Source organism: Streptomyces sp. NPDC025806 (genome assembly GCF_055558275.1).
Map to the genome: position 1 here is coordinate 1 of NZ_JBVHMU010000042.1, position 15,829 is coordinate 15,829.

Consider the following 15,829-nt stretch of genomic DNA (forward strand, 5'->3'; position numbering starts at 1 on the left):
ACGCTTCCTTTGTACTCACCCTCTCGGGCTTTCCTCCGGGCGCTTCCCTTCGGTCTTGCGTTTCCGACTCTATCAGACCGTTTCACCGGCCGATTCCCTCGGAATTTCATTCCACCTGCAGGAATTCGCTTTCGCGCTTCCCTTTCGGCGAGATCGAACTCTACCAGTCTTTTCTCGGCCCTCTGACCACCCCCCCCTGCGGACATGCAGGTGCAGTGGTCTAGACAACGGCTAAGCTTCGGCTCGGTAGGTGCTGCCAGGAGGCGGGGCGCTCAAGGGCGTCGACTGCTCCCAGGCAGGGGTACGAAGCTACACGTGGTGCCGGGTTCGGCGCAAATCGTTCGCCTCGTACTTGTACATCAGCCAACCGGTAGCTCTCGGGCGAACCGGGACTTTCCATGACTTACGCTCTTGAACAGTACGCCGTCCAGGACAGGCAGCGACGGCGATCACAGACTCTCCGCCCCCCTGGGAGGCTTGCCATGACCAGTGTGACGTCCCCTCTTGCAGGACGCGCCATCGGACTCACCGAGGTTCCCGACCCGGTGTTCTCCGGCGCGATGGTCGGTCCCGGTACCGCCATCGACCCCGTGCGCGAGCCCTCCGAGGCCGTCGCGCCCGTCAGCGGCATCGTCGTGTCCCTCCACCCCCACGCCTTCGTCGTGGTGGACGAAGAGGGTCACGGTGTGCTGACGCACCTGGGTATCGACACCGTCCAGCTGAACGGCGAGGGCTTCGAGCTGCTCGTCAACAAGGGCGACACCGTGCAGCGCGGTCAGGCCGTGGTCCGCTGGGACCCCGCCGCCGTCGAAGCCGCGGGCAAGTCGCCGGTGTGCCCGGTCGTCGCGCTGGAGGCGACCGCCGAGTCCCTGTCCGATGTCGTCGAGGACGGCGACCTCAAGGCTGGTGACGCGCTGTTCGGCTGGAAGTGACGACGGAGTCACCGACGACCGGCAGTACAACCATCGCGGCGGCTGAGCCCGCCGCGCTATCGGAGACGGGTGAAATGGAGACAACGCTGCGAGGCGTCGGCGTGAGCCACGGGGTGGCGGTCGGCGAGGTTCGGCACATGGGTACGGCAGTGCTCGAGCCGCCGGCCAAGCAGATCCCGCCGGAGGAGGCCGAGCGCGAGCAGGGGCGCGCCCGCCAGGCCGTCGAGGCTGTGGCGGCCGACCTGATGGCGCGCGGCAATCTGGCCGGTGGCGAAGCCCAGGCAGTGCTCGAGGCGCAGGCCATGATCGCTCAGGACCCGGAGCTGATCGCCGACGTCGACCGTCGGATCACCGTGGGCAGCACGGCGGAGCGCGGTGTCTACGACGCGTTCTCGCACTATCGCGAGCTGCTGGCCGGAGCCGGCGAGTACATGGCCGGCCGCGTGGCCGACCTGGACGATGTGCGGAACCGGATCGTGGCCCGGCTGCTCGGCGTCCCGATGCCCGGTGTGCCGGACAGCGACCAGCCGTACGTCCTGATCGCCCGCGATCTGGCTCCGGCGGACACCGCTCTGCTCGACCCGGCGCTCGTGCTCGGCTTCGTCACCGAGGAGGGCGGGCCGACCAGTCACAGCGCGATCCTGGCCCGCGCCCTCGGTGTGCCGGCCGTCGTCGCGCTGCCGGGTGCCGGTGAGCTGGCGGAGGGCACCGTGATCGCCGTCGACGGCAGCACCGGTGAGATCTTCGTGGACCCGACTCCGGAGAAGCGTGCCGCTCTCGAGGCCTCGGCTGCCGAGCGCAAGGCCGCGCTGGCCGCCTCGACCGGTCCGGGTGCCACGTCGGACGGGCACAAGGTGCCGCTGCTCGCCAACGTCGGCGGTCCGGCGGACGTACCGGCGGCCGTCGAGGCGGGCGCCGAGGGTGTCGGTCTCTTCCGGACCGAGTTCCTGTTCCTGGACGACAGCAAGCAGGCTCCTTCCGAGGAGAAGCAGGTAGAGGCGTACCGGGCGGTGCTCGAGGCGTTCCCCGAGGGGCGTGTCGTGGTGCGTGTGCTGGACGCGGGTGCGGACAAGCCGCTGGACTTCCTCACCCCGGCGGACGAGCCGAACCCGGCGCTCGGCGTGCGCGGGCTGCGGTCGCTGCTCGACCACCCGGAGGTGCTGCGGACGCAGCTGACCGCGCTGGCGAAGGCGGCCGAGGGGCTGCCCGTGTACCTCGAGGTCATGGCTCCGATGGTGGCCGACCGTGCGGACGCCAAGGCGTTCGCCGACGCGTGCCGTGCGGCCGGGCTGCAGGCCAAGTTCGGCGCGATGGTGGAGATCCCGTCCGCCGCGCTGCGTGCCCGTTCGGTGCTGCAGGAGGTCGAGTTCCTGTCGCTGGGTACGAACGACCTGGCCCAGTACACCTTCGCCGCCGACCGTCAGGTCGGTGCGGTGTCCCGGCTGCAGGACCCGTGGCAGCCCGCGCTGCTCGACCTGGTCGCGCTGTCCGCCGAGGCGGCGAAGGCCGAGGGCAAGAGCTGTGGTGTCTGTGGTGAGGCGGCCTCGGATCCGCTGCTCGCCTGTGTGCTGACCGGTCTGGGCGTCACCTCCCTCTCCATGGGTGCGGCGTCGATCCCGTATGTGCGGGCGACGCTCGCCAAGTACACGCTGGCGCAGTGTGAGCGTGCGGCGGCTGCCGCGCGTGCCGCCGAGTCGGCCGAAGAGGCACGGCACGCGGCTCAGGCGGTGCTGTCCGGCGAGTAGTCTCCGTCGGCCCGTTTTCGTGGGGCGTTCCACCGTTCGGTGGAACGCCCCACCTCTTTGTCCCCTCAGTGACAGTGGGGGCCTGCGGGGCCGGTGTCGGCGATGTCCGGTGCGGTGCAGTAGTCGACGCCCGGTTCGGGTGCGGTCAGGTCTCCGGATTCGCTGTCGTTGCAGTAGGCGTCGAAGACGCGGGCGGCCGGCAGGGGTTCGAGGCGTTCGTCCTTGAGGCGCCAGCCGTAGATCCGCTGGGTCTCCCCCGTCGTGGTGCGGACGACGAGCGCGCAGGCGTTTCCGTGCGCGATGGCCAGGGCCAGGAGGGTCGTCAGTTCCATGGCCTCGGTGTCGTCGAGGGTGACGGTGCCGGGTGCGGTGGCGTCGACGTGGAGGACGGCGTGGAGCATGCCCTGGGTGGTGGGGACGCTGCCGACCCAGTGGTGGGCTCCGGGGCCGACGGTGTCGACGGCGCGGGCGATCAGGTAGGAGGCCCGGGCGAACGCGGCGCGGCCGATGTCCTGGCCGCATCCGGCGCAGGGGCCGATGTGGGAGAGGGTGGTGGACGCGTACTGCCACGTCGCCTGGCGGACGGCCTCGTCGACGAGCTCGGGCACGAGGTCGTCGAGGGGCTGTCCCTCGTACGCGATCGCGGGGCCGACCGTGGCGAGTTCCGCGGTGAAGCGGGTGCGGCTGACGGGTGTGTCCGGTTCCAGGCCGGTCTCCGCGCAGAACTCCTCGTACTCCTCGGGGTCGAAGAGGGCGACGGTGGTGTGTCCGCCCTTCGCGGCGAGGGATTTGAGGAGGCCTTCGACCTGGTGCAGGTAGGTCCTGTGGTCGTCGAAGGTGAAGCTGCGGTACCGCCGCATCGCGGTGAAGTCCTGCTCGTCGGCCAGCAGGCCGATGGTGCCGGCGACCTCTTGGCGCAGGGCGGTGCGCAGGCTCGTGGTGCGGCCGTTCCGGGTGGGCTGTGTGTGCGTCATGATTCCCCCTGAGTTCACGCTGTGTGCATACGGTCGATCAATGCTCACTCAGAGTAATCGGGGGCACTGACAACGCACCCGGCCGTGGGGCAGGGCCGGGTGCGGGTGGGTGGTGTCAGGCGCGCTTGCGGGCGATGTCCTCGTAGAACTTGAGGAGTTCGAGGTTGTCGATCGAACCCGGGTTCACGGCCTTCTCGAGCGGGGTGCCCTGGAGGAGGCGCTTGACGGGGACCTCGATGCGCTTGCCGGTGAGGGTGTGCGGGACGCCGGGGGCTTCGATGATCTCGTCGGGGACGTGGCGCGGGGAGAGCTGTTCGCGGATGGCGCGCTTGATGCGGTCGCGCAGGCCGTCGTCGAGGGTGGCGCCGGGGGCGAGGTGGACGAACAGGGGCATCCAGTAGCCGCCGTCGGGGAGTTCGAGGCCGATGACGAGGGATTCGCGGATCTCGGGGAGGCGCTCCACGACCTCGTAGATGTCCGCGGATCCCATGCGGACGCCCTGGCGGTTCAGGGTGGAGTCGGAGCGGCCGTGGATGACGACGGAGCCGCGTGAGGTGAGCGTGATCCAGTCGCCGTGGCGCCAGACGCCGGGGTACGTGTCGAAGTAGCTGTCGTGGTAGCGGCTGCCGTCGGGGTCGTTCCAGAAGCGGATCGGCATGGAGGGCATGGGGTTGGTGACGACGAGTTCGCCGACCTCGTCGATCAGGGGGTTGCCGTCGGGGTCCCAGGCCTGGAGGTCGGTGCCGAGTCCGGGGGCCTGGAGTTCGCCGATGTGGACGGGGAGGGTGGCGACCGCGCCGGCGAAGCAGGAACAGACGTCGGTGCCGCCGCTGACGGAGGCGATCCAGAGGTCGGCGCGGACCTCGTCGTGGAGCCAGCGGAAGCCGTCGGGGGGCAGGGGCGAGCCGGTGGTGGCGACGCACTTGACGCGGGAGAGGTCGTGGTCGCGCGAGGGGTGCACGCCGGCCTTGCGGCAGGCCATGACGTAGGCGGCGGAGGTGCCGAAGAGGGTGGCGCCGGTGCGTTCGGCGATGGCCCACTGGGCGCCGGTGTCGGGGTGGCCGGGGCTGCCGTCGTACGTGACGATCGTGGTGCCGGTGAGGAGGCCGGAGACGAGGAAGTTCCACATCATCCAGCCGGTGGAGGTGTACCAGAAGAAGCGGTCGTCGGGGCCGAGGTCGCAGTGGAGGCCGAGCTGCTTGAGGTGCTCGACGAGGATGCCGCCCTGGGACTGCACGATGGCCTTGGGGAGGCCGGTGGTGCCGGAGGAGTAGAGCACCCACAGGGGGTGGTCGAAGGGCACCTCTTCGTAGACGGGGGCCGTGTCCGCCGCGGTCAGGGCGGACCATTCGAGGGCGCCTTCGGGGGCGTCGGTGCCGAGGAGGGGGATGTGCACGACGGCGCGGAGGGTGGGCAGTTCGGCGCGGAGTTCGGCGACGGTGTCACGGCGGTCGTGCTCCTTGCCCCCGTAGCGGTAGCCGTCGACGGTGAACAGGACGACGGGTTCGACCTGCTGGAAGCGGTCGAGGACGCTGCGGGCGCCGAAGTCCGGGGCGCAGGAGGTCCAGACGGCGCCGACGGCGGCGGTGGCGAGGAGGGCGACGACGGCTTCGGGGATGTTGGGCAGGTAGCCGCTGACGCGGTCGCCGGGGCGGACGCCGAGGGCGCGCAGTTCGGCGGCGAGCGAGCCGACCTGGCGGCGGAGCTCGGCCCAGGTGACGGGGCGCGGCTCGTGCGTCTCGTCGACGTGGAGGATGGCCGGGGTGTCGGCGCGGGCCGGGTCGTCGGCGGTGCGCAGGGCGTGCTCGGCGTAGTTGAGCGTGGATCCCGGGAACCATTCGGCGCCGGGCATGGCGCGGTTGCCCAGCACGCGCGCGTAGGGGTGGGTGAAGCGCACGTCGAACCACTCGGTGACGGCCTTCCAGAAGGTCTCCAGTTCGGTGACCGACCAGCGGTGCAGGGCCGCGTAGCCCCCCTCGGCGGGTGCTCCGTGGTGCTCGGCGGCCCAGGTCTGGAACCGGGTGACCTGCGCGTCGGCGATCTGCTGCCGGTCGGGCTGCCAGAGCGGGGTGGGGTTCGCGGTGGACATGGGGCGGCTCCCGGGATGTACGCGGCGTGTGCGTCCTTGGCGCGCGCACGGCTGGGGTGTGCGCGTGACGCGGCTGACAGGACGATGCCATGTGATCGACTTCCGCACCAGGGCGGACCCCACATAGTCCGTGTCGTGAAGATGTGGCGGCACCACGGATGAACGGGAGTTGAACGCGACACGCGCGGGGGCGCGCCGATGGCAGGGTGAGCAGCATGAACGGTCGTGACCTGGTGCGCTCGGTGAGGGCGGTTCCTTCTGCGGTTCCTGCGGCGGTGTCGTCGGTCGGCTCCGTCCAGTGGCTGCGGGCCGTCCGGGCGTCCTGGCGGCGGCGTCGGGCGGACGCGGCCGGGCTGGCGCCGCGGGGGCCGGAGCGGGCGCGGGTGCCGGGGGCGGTGGTCGGGGCCGAGCCGGAGCCCGGCGGTGGGGTGGTGCGGTTCGCGCGGTCGGTGCTGCGGATCCGGGTCGCGGTCGGCGGGGCCGTCTTCTGGGGCTGGGACGGGGCCGAGCCGAGCCCGTCGTACGCCGTGGCGGGGGTGTGCCCGGAGGCGGATCCGCGGGCGGTCCTGGAGCCCGACAAGGACGGCGGCTGGCGGGTGGTGTCCGAGCGGGTGACGGTCGTGGTGTCGCGGCACGGCGCGGTGGAGGTGTGCACGCCCGGCGGGGTGGCGCTGCGGCGGGATCTGCCGCCCCGGTGGTGGGAGCCGGAGGGGGGTGGTCCGGCGCGCTGGGTGCAGCGTTCGGAGGTCACGGCGGACGCGCGCTTCTTCGGGCTCGGCGGGCGGGCTTCGGGGCCGCGGCTGCGGGGCGGGACGTACCGGCTGTGGAACACGGACCCCGGGGGTTCGTTCGGGCCGGGTGACGATCCGCTGTCGATCACGATGCCGGTGCAGTTGGTCGTGGCCGACGCGGGGACGCATCTGGTGTTCCACGACAGCACCTGGGACGGCGTGGTGAGTCTGCGCGAGGGGGGTGAGGGCGCGGGGTCGGGGCACGATCGGGCGGGAACGTCCGAGCTGCGGATGGACGGCGGTCCGCTGCGCTGCTGGGTGGTGGTGGGCACGCCCGCGCGCGTGCTGCAGGTGTGGACGCAGCTGACGGGGGCGCCGTGTGTGCCGCCTTCCTGGGCGCTCGGGTATCAGCACGCCAGGTGGGGCTTCGGTGATGCCCAGGAGGTGCGCCGGGTCGTCGCCGGCTACAAGGAGCGTGGTCTGCCCCTGGAGGCGGTGCATCTGGACATCGATCACCTTGCGGCGCATGAGGTGTTCACGGTCGACGAGGAGCGGTTTCCCGCGCTGCCGGTGCTGGCGGAGGAGTTGCGCGGTCAGGGCGTGCGGCTGGTGTCGATCGTGGATCCGGCGGTGCGGGCGCGGCCTGGCGGCTCGGTGTACGAGGGCGGGCGGGCGATCGACGGGTTCGTGCGGGACGCGGGCGGGGAGCCGGTGCGCGGGGTCGTGTGGGCGGGTGAGTCGGTGTACCCGGACTTCACGGCGGAGCGGGTGCGTACGTGGTGGGGCGGGTTGTACGAGGAGCGGCTGGCGCGGGGTTTCGCCGGTTTCTGGCACGACATGAACGAGCCGGTGTCGTTCGCCGCCTTCGGTGACACGACCTTGCCGCGGTCGTCGCGGCACGCCTTGGAGGGGCGTGGTGGCGACCATCAGGAGGCGCACAACGTGTACGGGCTCTGTATGGCGCGGGCCGGCTATGAAGGGCTGCTCGAACTCCGGCCCGGGGAGCGGCCGTTCGTGTTCTCCCGGTCGGGCTGGGTCGGGATGCAGAGGTACGGGGGCACGTGGTCCGGAGACGTCGCCTCGGGGTGGCCGGGGCTGCGCGCCTCCTTGTCGCTCGTACTGGGGCTCGGGTTGTGCGGGGTGCCGTACTCGGGGCCCGACGTGGGCGGGTTCGACGGGCATCCGTCGCCGGAGCTGTATCTGCGCTGGCTGCAACTGGGGGCGTATCTGCCGCTGTTCCGGACGCATTCCGCGCTGCGGGCGGGCCGGCGGGAACCGTGGACGTTCGGCGACGAGGTGCTCGGGCACGCGCGCGTGGCGCTGGAGGAGCGGCGCCGGCTCGTGCCGTACTTCGTGACGCTGGCGCATCTGGCGCAGCGGAGCGGGGCTCCGTATGTGCGGCCCCTGTGGTGGGGCGCGCCGGAGGACCGGGGGTTGCGGGATGTGGAGGACGCGTTCTTGCTGGGTGACGCGCTCCTGGTGGCGCCGGTGACGGAGCCGGGGGTGCGGCGCCGGCGGGTGCGGTTGCCTCGGGGGCGCTGGTACGACACGGCCACGGGTACGGTGTTCGAGGGGCCGGGGCTGGTGACGGTGGAGGCTCCGCTGTCGCGGGTACCGGTGCTGGCGCGGGCGGGGGCGGTGATCCCGGTGCGCGGTGAGGACGGCGGCCTGGAGCTGGAGGCGTGGGCGCCGGTGCGTGGGGCGACGGGGGGCGGTGTCGTCGTGGCGGATCCCGGGGACGGCTGGGAGGAGCCGGTGGTCGAGCGGTTCCGGACGCGGTGGAGCGGGGGGCGGGTGGTGGTGGAGCCGGATGCGGGAGAGGTCGGGGAGGCTGGGGCCGGGCCGGTGGCGTATGCGGTGCGGGTGCGGGGGGTGTGAGGGGGGCTCAGCGGGTCCGTTCTGCCGTGCGGGGCCCTGCGAGGGAGGCATCGGCCCGGGGACGTACGCGATGCGGGTGCAGGGGCTGTGAGCGGCCGTCAGCAGCCTGCGCGGAGCAGGGTCGGAATGCTCTCCGGGACGGCCGTGGCAAGGCCTTCAGGGGTGCGGTGTGCAGTCCGGGTCCGGGCCGGCACGGTCGGCTGGGGCGAGCTCCGGGGGTGGCGGTGCTTCGCCGAGGTCAGCTGTAGCGGCCCTCGAACCAGGCCTTCACGGCTGCCGTGTGGAGGGGGAAGGCCAGTTCGGTGGGGCGGCGCAGGAGGTGCCAGCCTGTCGTCTCGTTCGTCGGGACGCTGGGCGGCAGTTCGGATGCCGGGCGTTCGGGCAGCAGTCCGAAGAGGAGCAGGTGGCCGTCCGGCGCGCTCATCGCGTCGGCCAGGCGGACCTCGCGGGCCGCGGCGACGATCCCGGTCTCCTCGGCCAGTTCGCGGACGATCGCGTGGCGCCAGTCCTCGCGGTCATCGATGAAGCCGCCGGGCAGGGCGGTCTTCCCGAGCGCCGGCGGGATGGTGCGCGTGATCGTCACGAGGGCGGTGCCCGACGTGTCGTGGACGGGCAGCAGGGCGACGGCCACGGGCAGGGGGTTGCGGTAGACGACGGTGGCGCAGACGGAGCAGGTGCGCGGCCAGCCGTGCGTGCCGGCTTCGTAGGCGGCTCCGCAGCTCGAACAGTGGGAGCCCGGTACGGGGGTCGAGGCCGTGGGGTGGGTCGTCGATGCGGACACGGCGCGGACTTTATCCGATCGCCGCCGGAATCGACTGCCCCCGCAAGCGACTGCCCCGAAGACGGCGCCCGGGTCGACTGCCCGCAAGCGACGGCCGGCAAGCGACGGCCCGGAGAAGACTGGCTTCGGGTGAGATCACCGCGGTGGGCGATCTCCCCCGGCCGAACCCGCGCGTCCGGTCTTCCCTCGACCGGCCGCTTCCTGGTAGACGCTGGGCCATGACTCGAACCGGAACCGTTCTGCGGCGCCTCGTCGCCGTCACCGCCGCCGCGCTGCTCGGTGTGGCCGTGGCGCCGTCCGCCGCGCAGGCGAAGCCCGATCCGAAGGCGCCGAAGGAGTTCGTGGCGCTCAGTGAGGTCGATCCGACGATCATCCAGGAGATGCGCTACTACACGGAGCACAACTTCGTCGGCGAGCCGGTGGACGGCTACCAGAAGCCGATGTGCATCCTGACGCGGCCGGCGGCGGACGCGCTCCACAAGGCGCAGACGGGGCTCCTGAAGCGTGGCTACTCCCTGAAGGTGTACGACTGTTACCGGCCGCAGCGGGCGGTGGACCACTTCGTGCGCTGGGCCGAGGACCTGGGCGACCAGCGGATGAAGCCGGAGTTCTATCCGCATGTCGACAAGACGCGGCTGTTCGACGACGGCTACATCGCGGCGAAGTCGGGGCACAGCCGCGGTTCCACGCTCGATCTGACGCTCGTGAAGCTGCCGGCGCTGCCCACGCGCGCGTACGTGCCCGGTGAGGAACTGACGCCCTGTTACGGGCCGCAGGCGGAGCGGTTCCCGGACAACTCGGTGGACATGGGTACCGGGTTCGACTGCTTCGACACGCTCGCGCACACCGACGATCCACGCATCCAGGGCGTGCAGCGTGCCAACCGGGACCTGTTGCGTGACGCCCTGGTGGGCCAGGGCTTCGTGAACCTTCCGGAGGAGTGGTGGCACTACACGTACAAGCCCGAGCTCTTCCCCGACACGTACTTCGACTTCCCCGTCTCCCGGAAGTCGCTGGCGGGCCGGAACTGACCGCGTAGCGGGGGTATCGAACCCGGCACGGACGGAGGGCGCGACCGGAACCACCCCCGTGGGTCCCGGTCGCGCCCTCCCCGTTACACGGACGCCGAACAGCTCCGCATGGTTCTGTCGCTCCCCTGCCGAACCCTGCTCGATCTCCTCTCGGCTCCCGCCGCCCCCTGCCGTCCGACGGTTGCCCGTGGCACACTTCTGACGTTCCGTCAGATTATGGCTGCCGGGGAGGCACTGTGGGACGTACGCGTACACCGGTCGTGGCCGGTTGGTTCACCGGAGAGGGTGACGACTTCCGGCTGTTGGGGACGCGCTGTGCCGCCTGCGCGTCGGTGTTCTTCCCCCGCGAGGACGGGCTGTGCCGCAATCCGGCCTGTGCGGGCGGGGACCTCGTGGAGGTCCCGCTGTCGCGGCGCGGACGTGTCTGGTCGTACACGGACGGCCGCTACCGGCCGCCGGCGCCGTACCTCTCGGACCCGGAACTTCCGTGGGAGCCCCGCACGTTGATCGCTGTGGAGCTGGCGGCGGAGCGGATGGTGGTCCTGGGCCAGGGGGCCGACGGGGTGTCGGTGGCCGATCTGGAGGTCGGCATGGAGGTGGAGGTCGTGCCGGGGGTGCTCGCCGAGGAGGGGGACGACGAGAGCGGGACGGTCTGGACGACGTGGCAGTGGCGGCCGACGGGGGTGCGGGCATGACCGGGGACGTGGCGGTGCTGGGTGCGGGCATGCACCCGTGGGGCAAGTGGGGCCGCAGCTTCGTGGAGTACGGGACGGCGGCGGCCCGGACGGCGCTGGCGGACGCCGGTCTCGACTGGCGGGACGTGACGTCGGTGGTCGGCGCGGACACCGTGCGCGGCGGATATCCGGGGTACGTGGCGGGGGCGACGTTCGCGAAGGCGCTCGGCTGGCAGGGCGCGAGGGTGACCAGCGTGTACGCGGCCTGCGCGTCGGGGGCGCAGGCGGTGAGCACGGCGCGGGCGCAGATCCTCGCGGGCCTGGCGGACGTGGTGCTCGTCGTGGGCGCCGACGCGGCGCCCAAGGGGTTCTTCCGGCCCGCCGGCGGTGACCGGCCGGACGATCCTGACTGGTTGCGCTTCCGGGTGCTCGGGGCGACGAACCCCACCTACTTCGGGCTGTACGCGCGCCGGCGCATGGCGCTGCACGGCGACACCCTGGAGGACTTCGCCCGGGTGAAGGTGAAGAACGCGGCGGCGGGCACGCTGAATCCGAACGCGCGCTACCGCAAGGCGGTCTCCGCCGAGGAGGTCGCCGCGTCCGCCGTGGTCGCGGATCCGCTGCGGCTGCTCGACATCTGCGCGACGTCGGACGGCGGGGCGGCGCTGGTGCTCACCAGCATGGAGTTCGCGCGGCGGCACGGGGTGCGGGACCCGGTGCGGATCCGGGCGGTGTCCACGGTGACGCCCACGTATCCGACGACGGTGCTGGACCTTCCGGACATCGCCACGGACTCGGCGACCGGGGCGGAGCCGCAGGGCCCGGGGTTCCGCGCGTCGATCGCCCGCGCCGCCTACGAGGAGGCCGGGGTCGGCCCCGAGGACCTGTCGCTCGCGGAGGTCTACGACCTGTCCACGGCGCTGGAGCTCCAGTGGTACGAGGACCTCGGGCTGTGTGGCGAGGGCGAGGGGGCGAAGCTGTTGCGGGACGGGGCGACGGCGCTCGGCAGCCGCATACCGGTGAACGTGAGCGGAGGGCTCGCCTCCTTCGGCGAGGCGGTGCCGGCCCAGGCGATCGCCCAGGTCTGCGAGCTGACCTGGCAGTTGCGCGGGACGGCCCGGGAGCGGCAGGTGGAGGGCGCGCGGGTCGGGGTGACCGCGAACCAGGGGCTCTTCGGGCACGGGTCGTCGGTGGTCGCCGTGCGCTGACACCATGCCGTTCCGAATCTCAGCCCCGCGGTTCCGAACGGGAGGTGGGGCGCGGCGGCGCCGGTCGCCGCCGCGCCGGCCGAGCCGCGGAAAAACAGTTTGGCGACCGCCGCGTCGGCTGCTACGTTCCCGGTGGCCGTGCCGGAGAACAAGGAGGTGGTACCCGTGAACTCAGTATCGACATGGGTGCTCCTCTCCGGGGTCATGGTCGGGCGGTAGGTCGTCCGGGAGCGCCGTCTCACGCGCTTTCCCGAAAGGCACGACCATGCATCAGACCTTGCGCTTCACGTCTGAACAGCGGCTCGACGACGGCGTCGTCGAGCGCCGGTTCACCCTCGGCGACATCCCCGGCATCCTCTGGATCCCCGCCTCCGCGGACGCGTCCGCACCGGTCCCGCTCATCCTGCTGGGCAACCCCCCGCTCGGACTGGACCGGATGTACCCCCGGCTCCTTGGCCGGGCCCGGCACTCAGCGGCGGAGGGCTTCGCCACCGCCACCATCGAGCTCCCCGGAAGCGGCGACCGGCCCCGCCTGCCGGTCGTCGACCGGGCGCGCGCCGACCTGCGCCGCGCCCTGGAGGCCGGCGAACCGGTGAGCGGCGCGATCGTCGACGACCTGATCCTCCCGCTCGTCGACCAGGCGGTCCCCGAATGGCAGGCCACGATGGACGCGCTGCTCGAACTGCCCGGGATCGGCGGCCCAGTCGCGTATTCCGGGGGCGTGATCTCCATCGGCATCCGGCTGGCGGTGGTCGACCCGCGCATCGTGGCCGCCGGACTGTTCGCGGGGAGTTTCGTCCCCGCCGTGATGTTCGAGGAGGCCCGCCGGGTCACCGTTCCGCTGCACGTTCTGCTGCAGTGGGACGACGAGGGGAACGACCGGCAGGCGGCCCTCGACCTGTTCGACGCCTTCGGCTCGAAGGAGAAGACGCTGAACGCCAACATGGGCGGGCACACCGGGGTTCCGCAGTCCGCGGGAGAGGACGCGGCCCGGTTCTTCGCACGGCATCTGAAGTGAGCTGCCGGTATCTGAAGTGAGCCGGCCGTACCTGAAGTGAGCTGCCGGTACCTGAAGTTGGAGGCCGGCACCTGAGGCGAGCCCCGGCTCCTCAAGCGATAGACGCGGGCCGGAAAGACGCGGGCCCTGCCGCTCCGGCGGGGCCCGCACATCCCGTGCGGTCGGCGACCTTGACGCTCCCCCGGCCCCGGAGAACACTTCCCGGTGTCAGTCGGCTCCGCCGCGTCACGGCCCTCTCTTCTGTCCCTCGGGGCCCGCTCCCCCGGTGTGATCCCGACTGCGCCCTGCACGGAGGACCGGGGCGCGACCGCCCGCCCCGGGTGAGGGCCTAGGAGCCGCCATGAGCAACGAAGACATCTTCCTCGGTGAGGTCATCGGCACCGGAATCCTGATCCTGTTCGGCGCGGGCGTCTGCGCCGCCGTCACTCTCAGGCACTCCAAGGCCAAGGCCTCGGGGTGGATCGTGATCGCGTTCGGCTGGGGCTTCGCCGTCCTGGCCGGGGCGTACACCGCGGCGCCGCTGTCCGGCGGCCATCTCAATCCTGCCGTGACGCTCGGCATCGCCATCGACACCGGCAAGTGGGACAAGGTCTGGGTCTACGTCCTCGGCCAGATGGTCGGCGCGATGCTGGGCGCCGTCCTCGCCTACCTGGTCTATCTCGCCCAGTTCAACGCCAATGTGCACTCCGAGAAGGAGCCGGACGGGCCGACGCCGACGCTCGGCATCTTCTCCACGATCCCCGAGATCCGCAGCCCCGTCGCGAACCTCCTCACCGAGATCATCGCCACGATGGGCCTCGTGCTGCCGATCCTCGCGTTCGGCCTGACCAAGGGGCTCGGCGAATCGGGCATGCAGGCGCTCGTCGTGGCCCTCCTCGTGGTCGGCATCGGCCTCTCGCTCGGCGGGCCGACGGGCTACGCCATCAACCCGGCCCGCGACCTCGGCCCGCGCATCGTCCACACCTTCCTGCCGATCCCGAACAAGGGGACGTCCGACTGGGGTTACGCGTACGTCCCCGTCGTCGGCCCGCTGATCGGCGGAGCGCTGTCCGGGGTCATCTACAACCTCGCGTTCTGAGCGGTGTCGACCGTTCTGAGCCGTTCTGAGCCTTTCTGAGCAGTTCCGAGCACGCACGCCCGGAGGGAGAACCCGTGAAGTACGTCGCCGCCATCGACCAGGGCACCACCTCGAGCCGCTGCATCGTCTTCGACCAGGACGGCGCGATCGTCGCCGTCGACCAGCGCGAGCACCGCCAGATCTTCCCGAAGCCCGGCTGGGTCGAGCACGACGCGACCGAGATCTGGTCCAAGGTGCAGGCCGTCGTCGCCGGCGCCCTCGCCAGGGCCGGCCTGCGCGCCGACGAGCTCAGCGCCCTCGGCATCACCAACCAGCGCGAGACGACGGTGCTGTGGGACCGCGCCACCGGCCGCCCCGTGCACAACGCGATCGTCTGGCAGGACACCCGTACCGCGGCGCTGTGCAACGAACTGGGCGGCGCCGACGGCCAGGACCGCTTCCGTGAGCAGACCGGCCTGCCGCTGGCCAGCTACTTCTCCGGGCCCAAGGCGGCCTGGCTGCTCGACCAGGTGCCGGGGCTGCGGGCCCGGGCCGAGCGCGGCGAGATCGCCTTCGGCACGATCGACTCCTGGCTGATCTGGAACCTGACCGGCGGCACGGACGGCGGGGTGCACGTCACCGACGTCACGAACGCCGGGCGGACCATGCTGATGAACCTGGAGACCCTCCAGTGGGACCCGTCGATCCTCGCGGCGATGAACGTGCCCGAGGCGGTCCTGCCCGAGATCCGCTCCTCCGCCGAGGTGTACGGCACGGCCGTCGGACAGCTCGCGGGCGTGCCGGTGGCCTCGGCGCTCGGCGACCAGCAGGCGGCCGTGTTCGGGCAGGCCTGCTACGACACGGGGACGGCCAAGAACACGTACGGGATCGGCAGCTTCCTGCTGCTCAACACCGGAAGCCGGCCGGTGCCGTCGAAGAACGGGCTGCTCACGACGATGGGGTACAAGATCGGCTCTGAGGCGCCGGTCTACTGCCTGGAGGGGTCGATCGCGATCACCGGCGCGCTCGTGCAGTGGTTCCGCGATCAGCTCGGCATCATCCGCAGCGCCGACGAGATCGAGACGCTCGCCGCGAGCGTGGACGACAACGGCGGGGCGTACATCGTGCCCGCGTTCTCCGGCCTGTTCGCCCCGTACTGGCGCTCGGACGCGCGCGGCGTGGTCACGGGTCTGACCCGGTACGTGACCAAGGCTCATCTCGCGCGGGCGGTCCTGGAGGCGACGAGCTGGCAGACCCGCGAGGTCGTGGACGCCATGTACCAGGACTCCGGTGTGCGCATCACGACGCTGAAGGTCGACGGCGGCATGACGAAGAACCATCTGCTGATGCAGCATCAGGCGGATGTGCTCGACGTGCCGGTGATCCGGCCGCGCGTCTCCGAGACGACCTGTCTGGGAGCGGCTTACGCGGCCGGGCTCGCCACCGGCGTGTGGAACGACCTGGACGAGCTCAAGGCGCACTGGCAGCGGGACGTCGAGTGGACGCCGGCGATGGACGCCCGGACCCGTGACCGCGAGTACCACAACTGGCGCAAGGCGGTGGAGAAGAGCTTCGGCTGGCTGGAGGACGAGGTCTAGGGCCTCGCCTACAGGGTTCTAGGGCGTGTCCGCAAAGTCATGGGAGCCAGAGCCGGAGGCAGGCGAGGGTGACCATGGCTTGGTAGTGGGCGGCTCGTTTGTCGTAGCGGGTG

General features: G+C 71.6%; 12 protein-coding genes. 9 read left to right on the forward strand and 3 right to left on the reverse strand.

Going from position 1 to position 15,829, the window contains the following annotated elements; genetic code table 11:
• The first annotated feature begins 482 nt into the window (after positions 1-482).
• Both ACZ4E1_RS39830 and ptsP read left to right on the forward strand, forming a co-directional pair.
• The gene (locus ACZ4E1_RS39830) at positions 483-932 is read left to right on the forward strand and encodes a PTS sugar transporter subunit IIA (RefSeq protein ID WP_467548829.1); all 450 of its coding nucleotides are present in this window, start codon (positions 483-485) and stop codon (positions 930-932) included.
• A gap of 74 nt (positions 933-1,006) precedes the next feature.
• Positions 1,007-2,677 carry a phosphoenolpyruvate--protein phosphotransferase gene (ptsP, locus tag ACZ4E1_RS39835; RefSeq protein ID WP_467548831.1) on the forward strand — a complete coding sequence of 557 codons (1,671 nt, stop codon included), beginning with the start codon at positions 1,007-1,009 and terminating at the stop codon, positions 2,675-2,677.
• A 65-nt stretch (positions 2,678-2,742) separates the two neighbouring features.
• On the opposite strand, the gene ACZ4E1_RS39840 is transcribed toward ptsP, so the two are convergent.
• A complete protein-coding gene (locus ACZ4E1_RS39840; RefSeq protein ID WP_467548833.1) occupies positions 2,743-3,651 on the reverse strand; it encodes a hypothetical protein in 909 nt (302 codons plus the stop codon).
• A gap of 115 nt (positions 3,652-3,766) precedes the next feature.
• Positions 3,767-5,740, reverse strand: coding sequence for an acetoacetate--CoA ligase (locus tag ACZ4E1_RS39845; RefSeq protein WP_467548835.1), 1,974 nt, complete (start codon positions 5,738-5,740; stop codon positions 3,767-3,769).
• A gap of 215 nt (positions 5,741-5,955) precedes the next feature.
• On the opposite strand from ACZ4E1_RS39845, the gene ACZ4E1_RS39850 reads away from it, so the two are divergent.
• Positions 5,956-8,349: a glycoside hydrolase family 31 protein gene (locus ACZ4E1_RS39850; RefSeq protein ID WP_467548837.1), complete on the forward strand. Its 2,394-nt coding sequence runs from the start codon at positions 5,956-5,958 to the stop codon at positions 8,347-8,349.
• A gap of 238 nt (positions 8,350-8,587) precedes the next feature.
• Here the strand turns inward: ACZ4E1_RS39850 and ACZ4E1_RS39855 are convergent, their stop codons facing one another.
• Positions 8,588-9,130 carry an NUDIX domain-containing protein gene (locus ACZ4E1_RS39855; RefSeq protein ID WP_467548839.1) on the reverse strand — a complete coding sequence of 181 codons (543 nt, stop codon included), beginning with the start codon at positions 9,128-9,130 and terminating at the stop codon, positions 8,588-8,590.
• Between the two features lie 218 nt (positions 9,131-9,348).
• On the opposite strand from ACZ4E1_RS39855, the gene ACZ4E1_RS39860 reads away from it, so the two are divergent.
• The 6 genes from ACZ4E1_RS39860 to glpK all read left to right on the forward strand — a co-directional run bounded on the left by ACZ4E1_RS39860 (position 9,349) and on the right by glpK (position 15,716).
• The gene (locus tag ACZ4E1_RS39860; protein ID WP_467548841.1) at positions 9,349-10,161 is read left to right on the forward strand and encodes a M15 family metallopeptidase; all 813 of its coding nucleotides are present in this window, start codon (positions 9,349-9,351) and stop codon (positions 10,159-10,161) included.
• A gap of 236 nt (positions 10,162-10,397) precedes the next feature.
• Positions 10,398-10,856, forward strand: a complete 459-nt coding sequence (locus ACZ4E1_RS39865) for a Zn-ribbon domain-containing OB-fold protein (RefSeq protein WP_467548843.1) — start codon at positions 10,398-10,400, stop codon at positions 10,854-10,856.
• Positions 10,853-12,043, forward strand: coding sequence for a lipid-transfer protein (locus tag ACZ4E1_RS39870; RefSeq protein ID WP_467548845.1), 1,191 nt, complete (start codon positions 10,853-10,855; stop codon positions 12,041-12,043). Before ACZ4E1_RS39865 ends, ACZ4E1_RS39870 begins: the two co-directional genes overlap by 4 nt.
• Before the next feature lie 277 nt (positions 12,044-12,320).
• Positions 12,321-13,061: an alpha/beta hydrolase gene (locus ACZ4E1_RS39875; protein WP_467548851.1), complete on the forward strand. Its 741-nt coding sequence runs from the start codon at positions 12,321-12,323 to the stop codon at positions 13,059-13,061.
• A 340-nt stretch (positions 13,062-13,401) separates the two neighbouring features.
• Positions 13,402-14,139, forward strand: coding sequence for an MIP/aquaporin family protein (locus ACZ4E1_RS39880; protein WP_467548847.1), 738 nt, complete (start codon positions 13,402-13,404; stop codon positions 14,137-14,139).
• A 74-nt stretch (positions 14,140-14,213) separates the two neighbouring features.
• Complete coding sequence (glpK, locus tag ACZ4E1_RS39885) at positions 14,214-15,716, forward strand: glycerol kinase GlpK (RefSeq protein WP_467548849.1); 1,503 nt, start codon at positions 14,214-14,216, stop codon at positions 15,714-15,716.
• Positions 15,717-15,829: the final 113 nt, after the last annotated feature.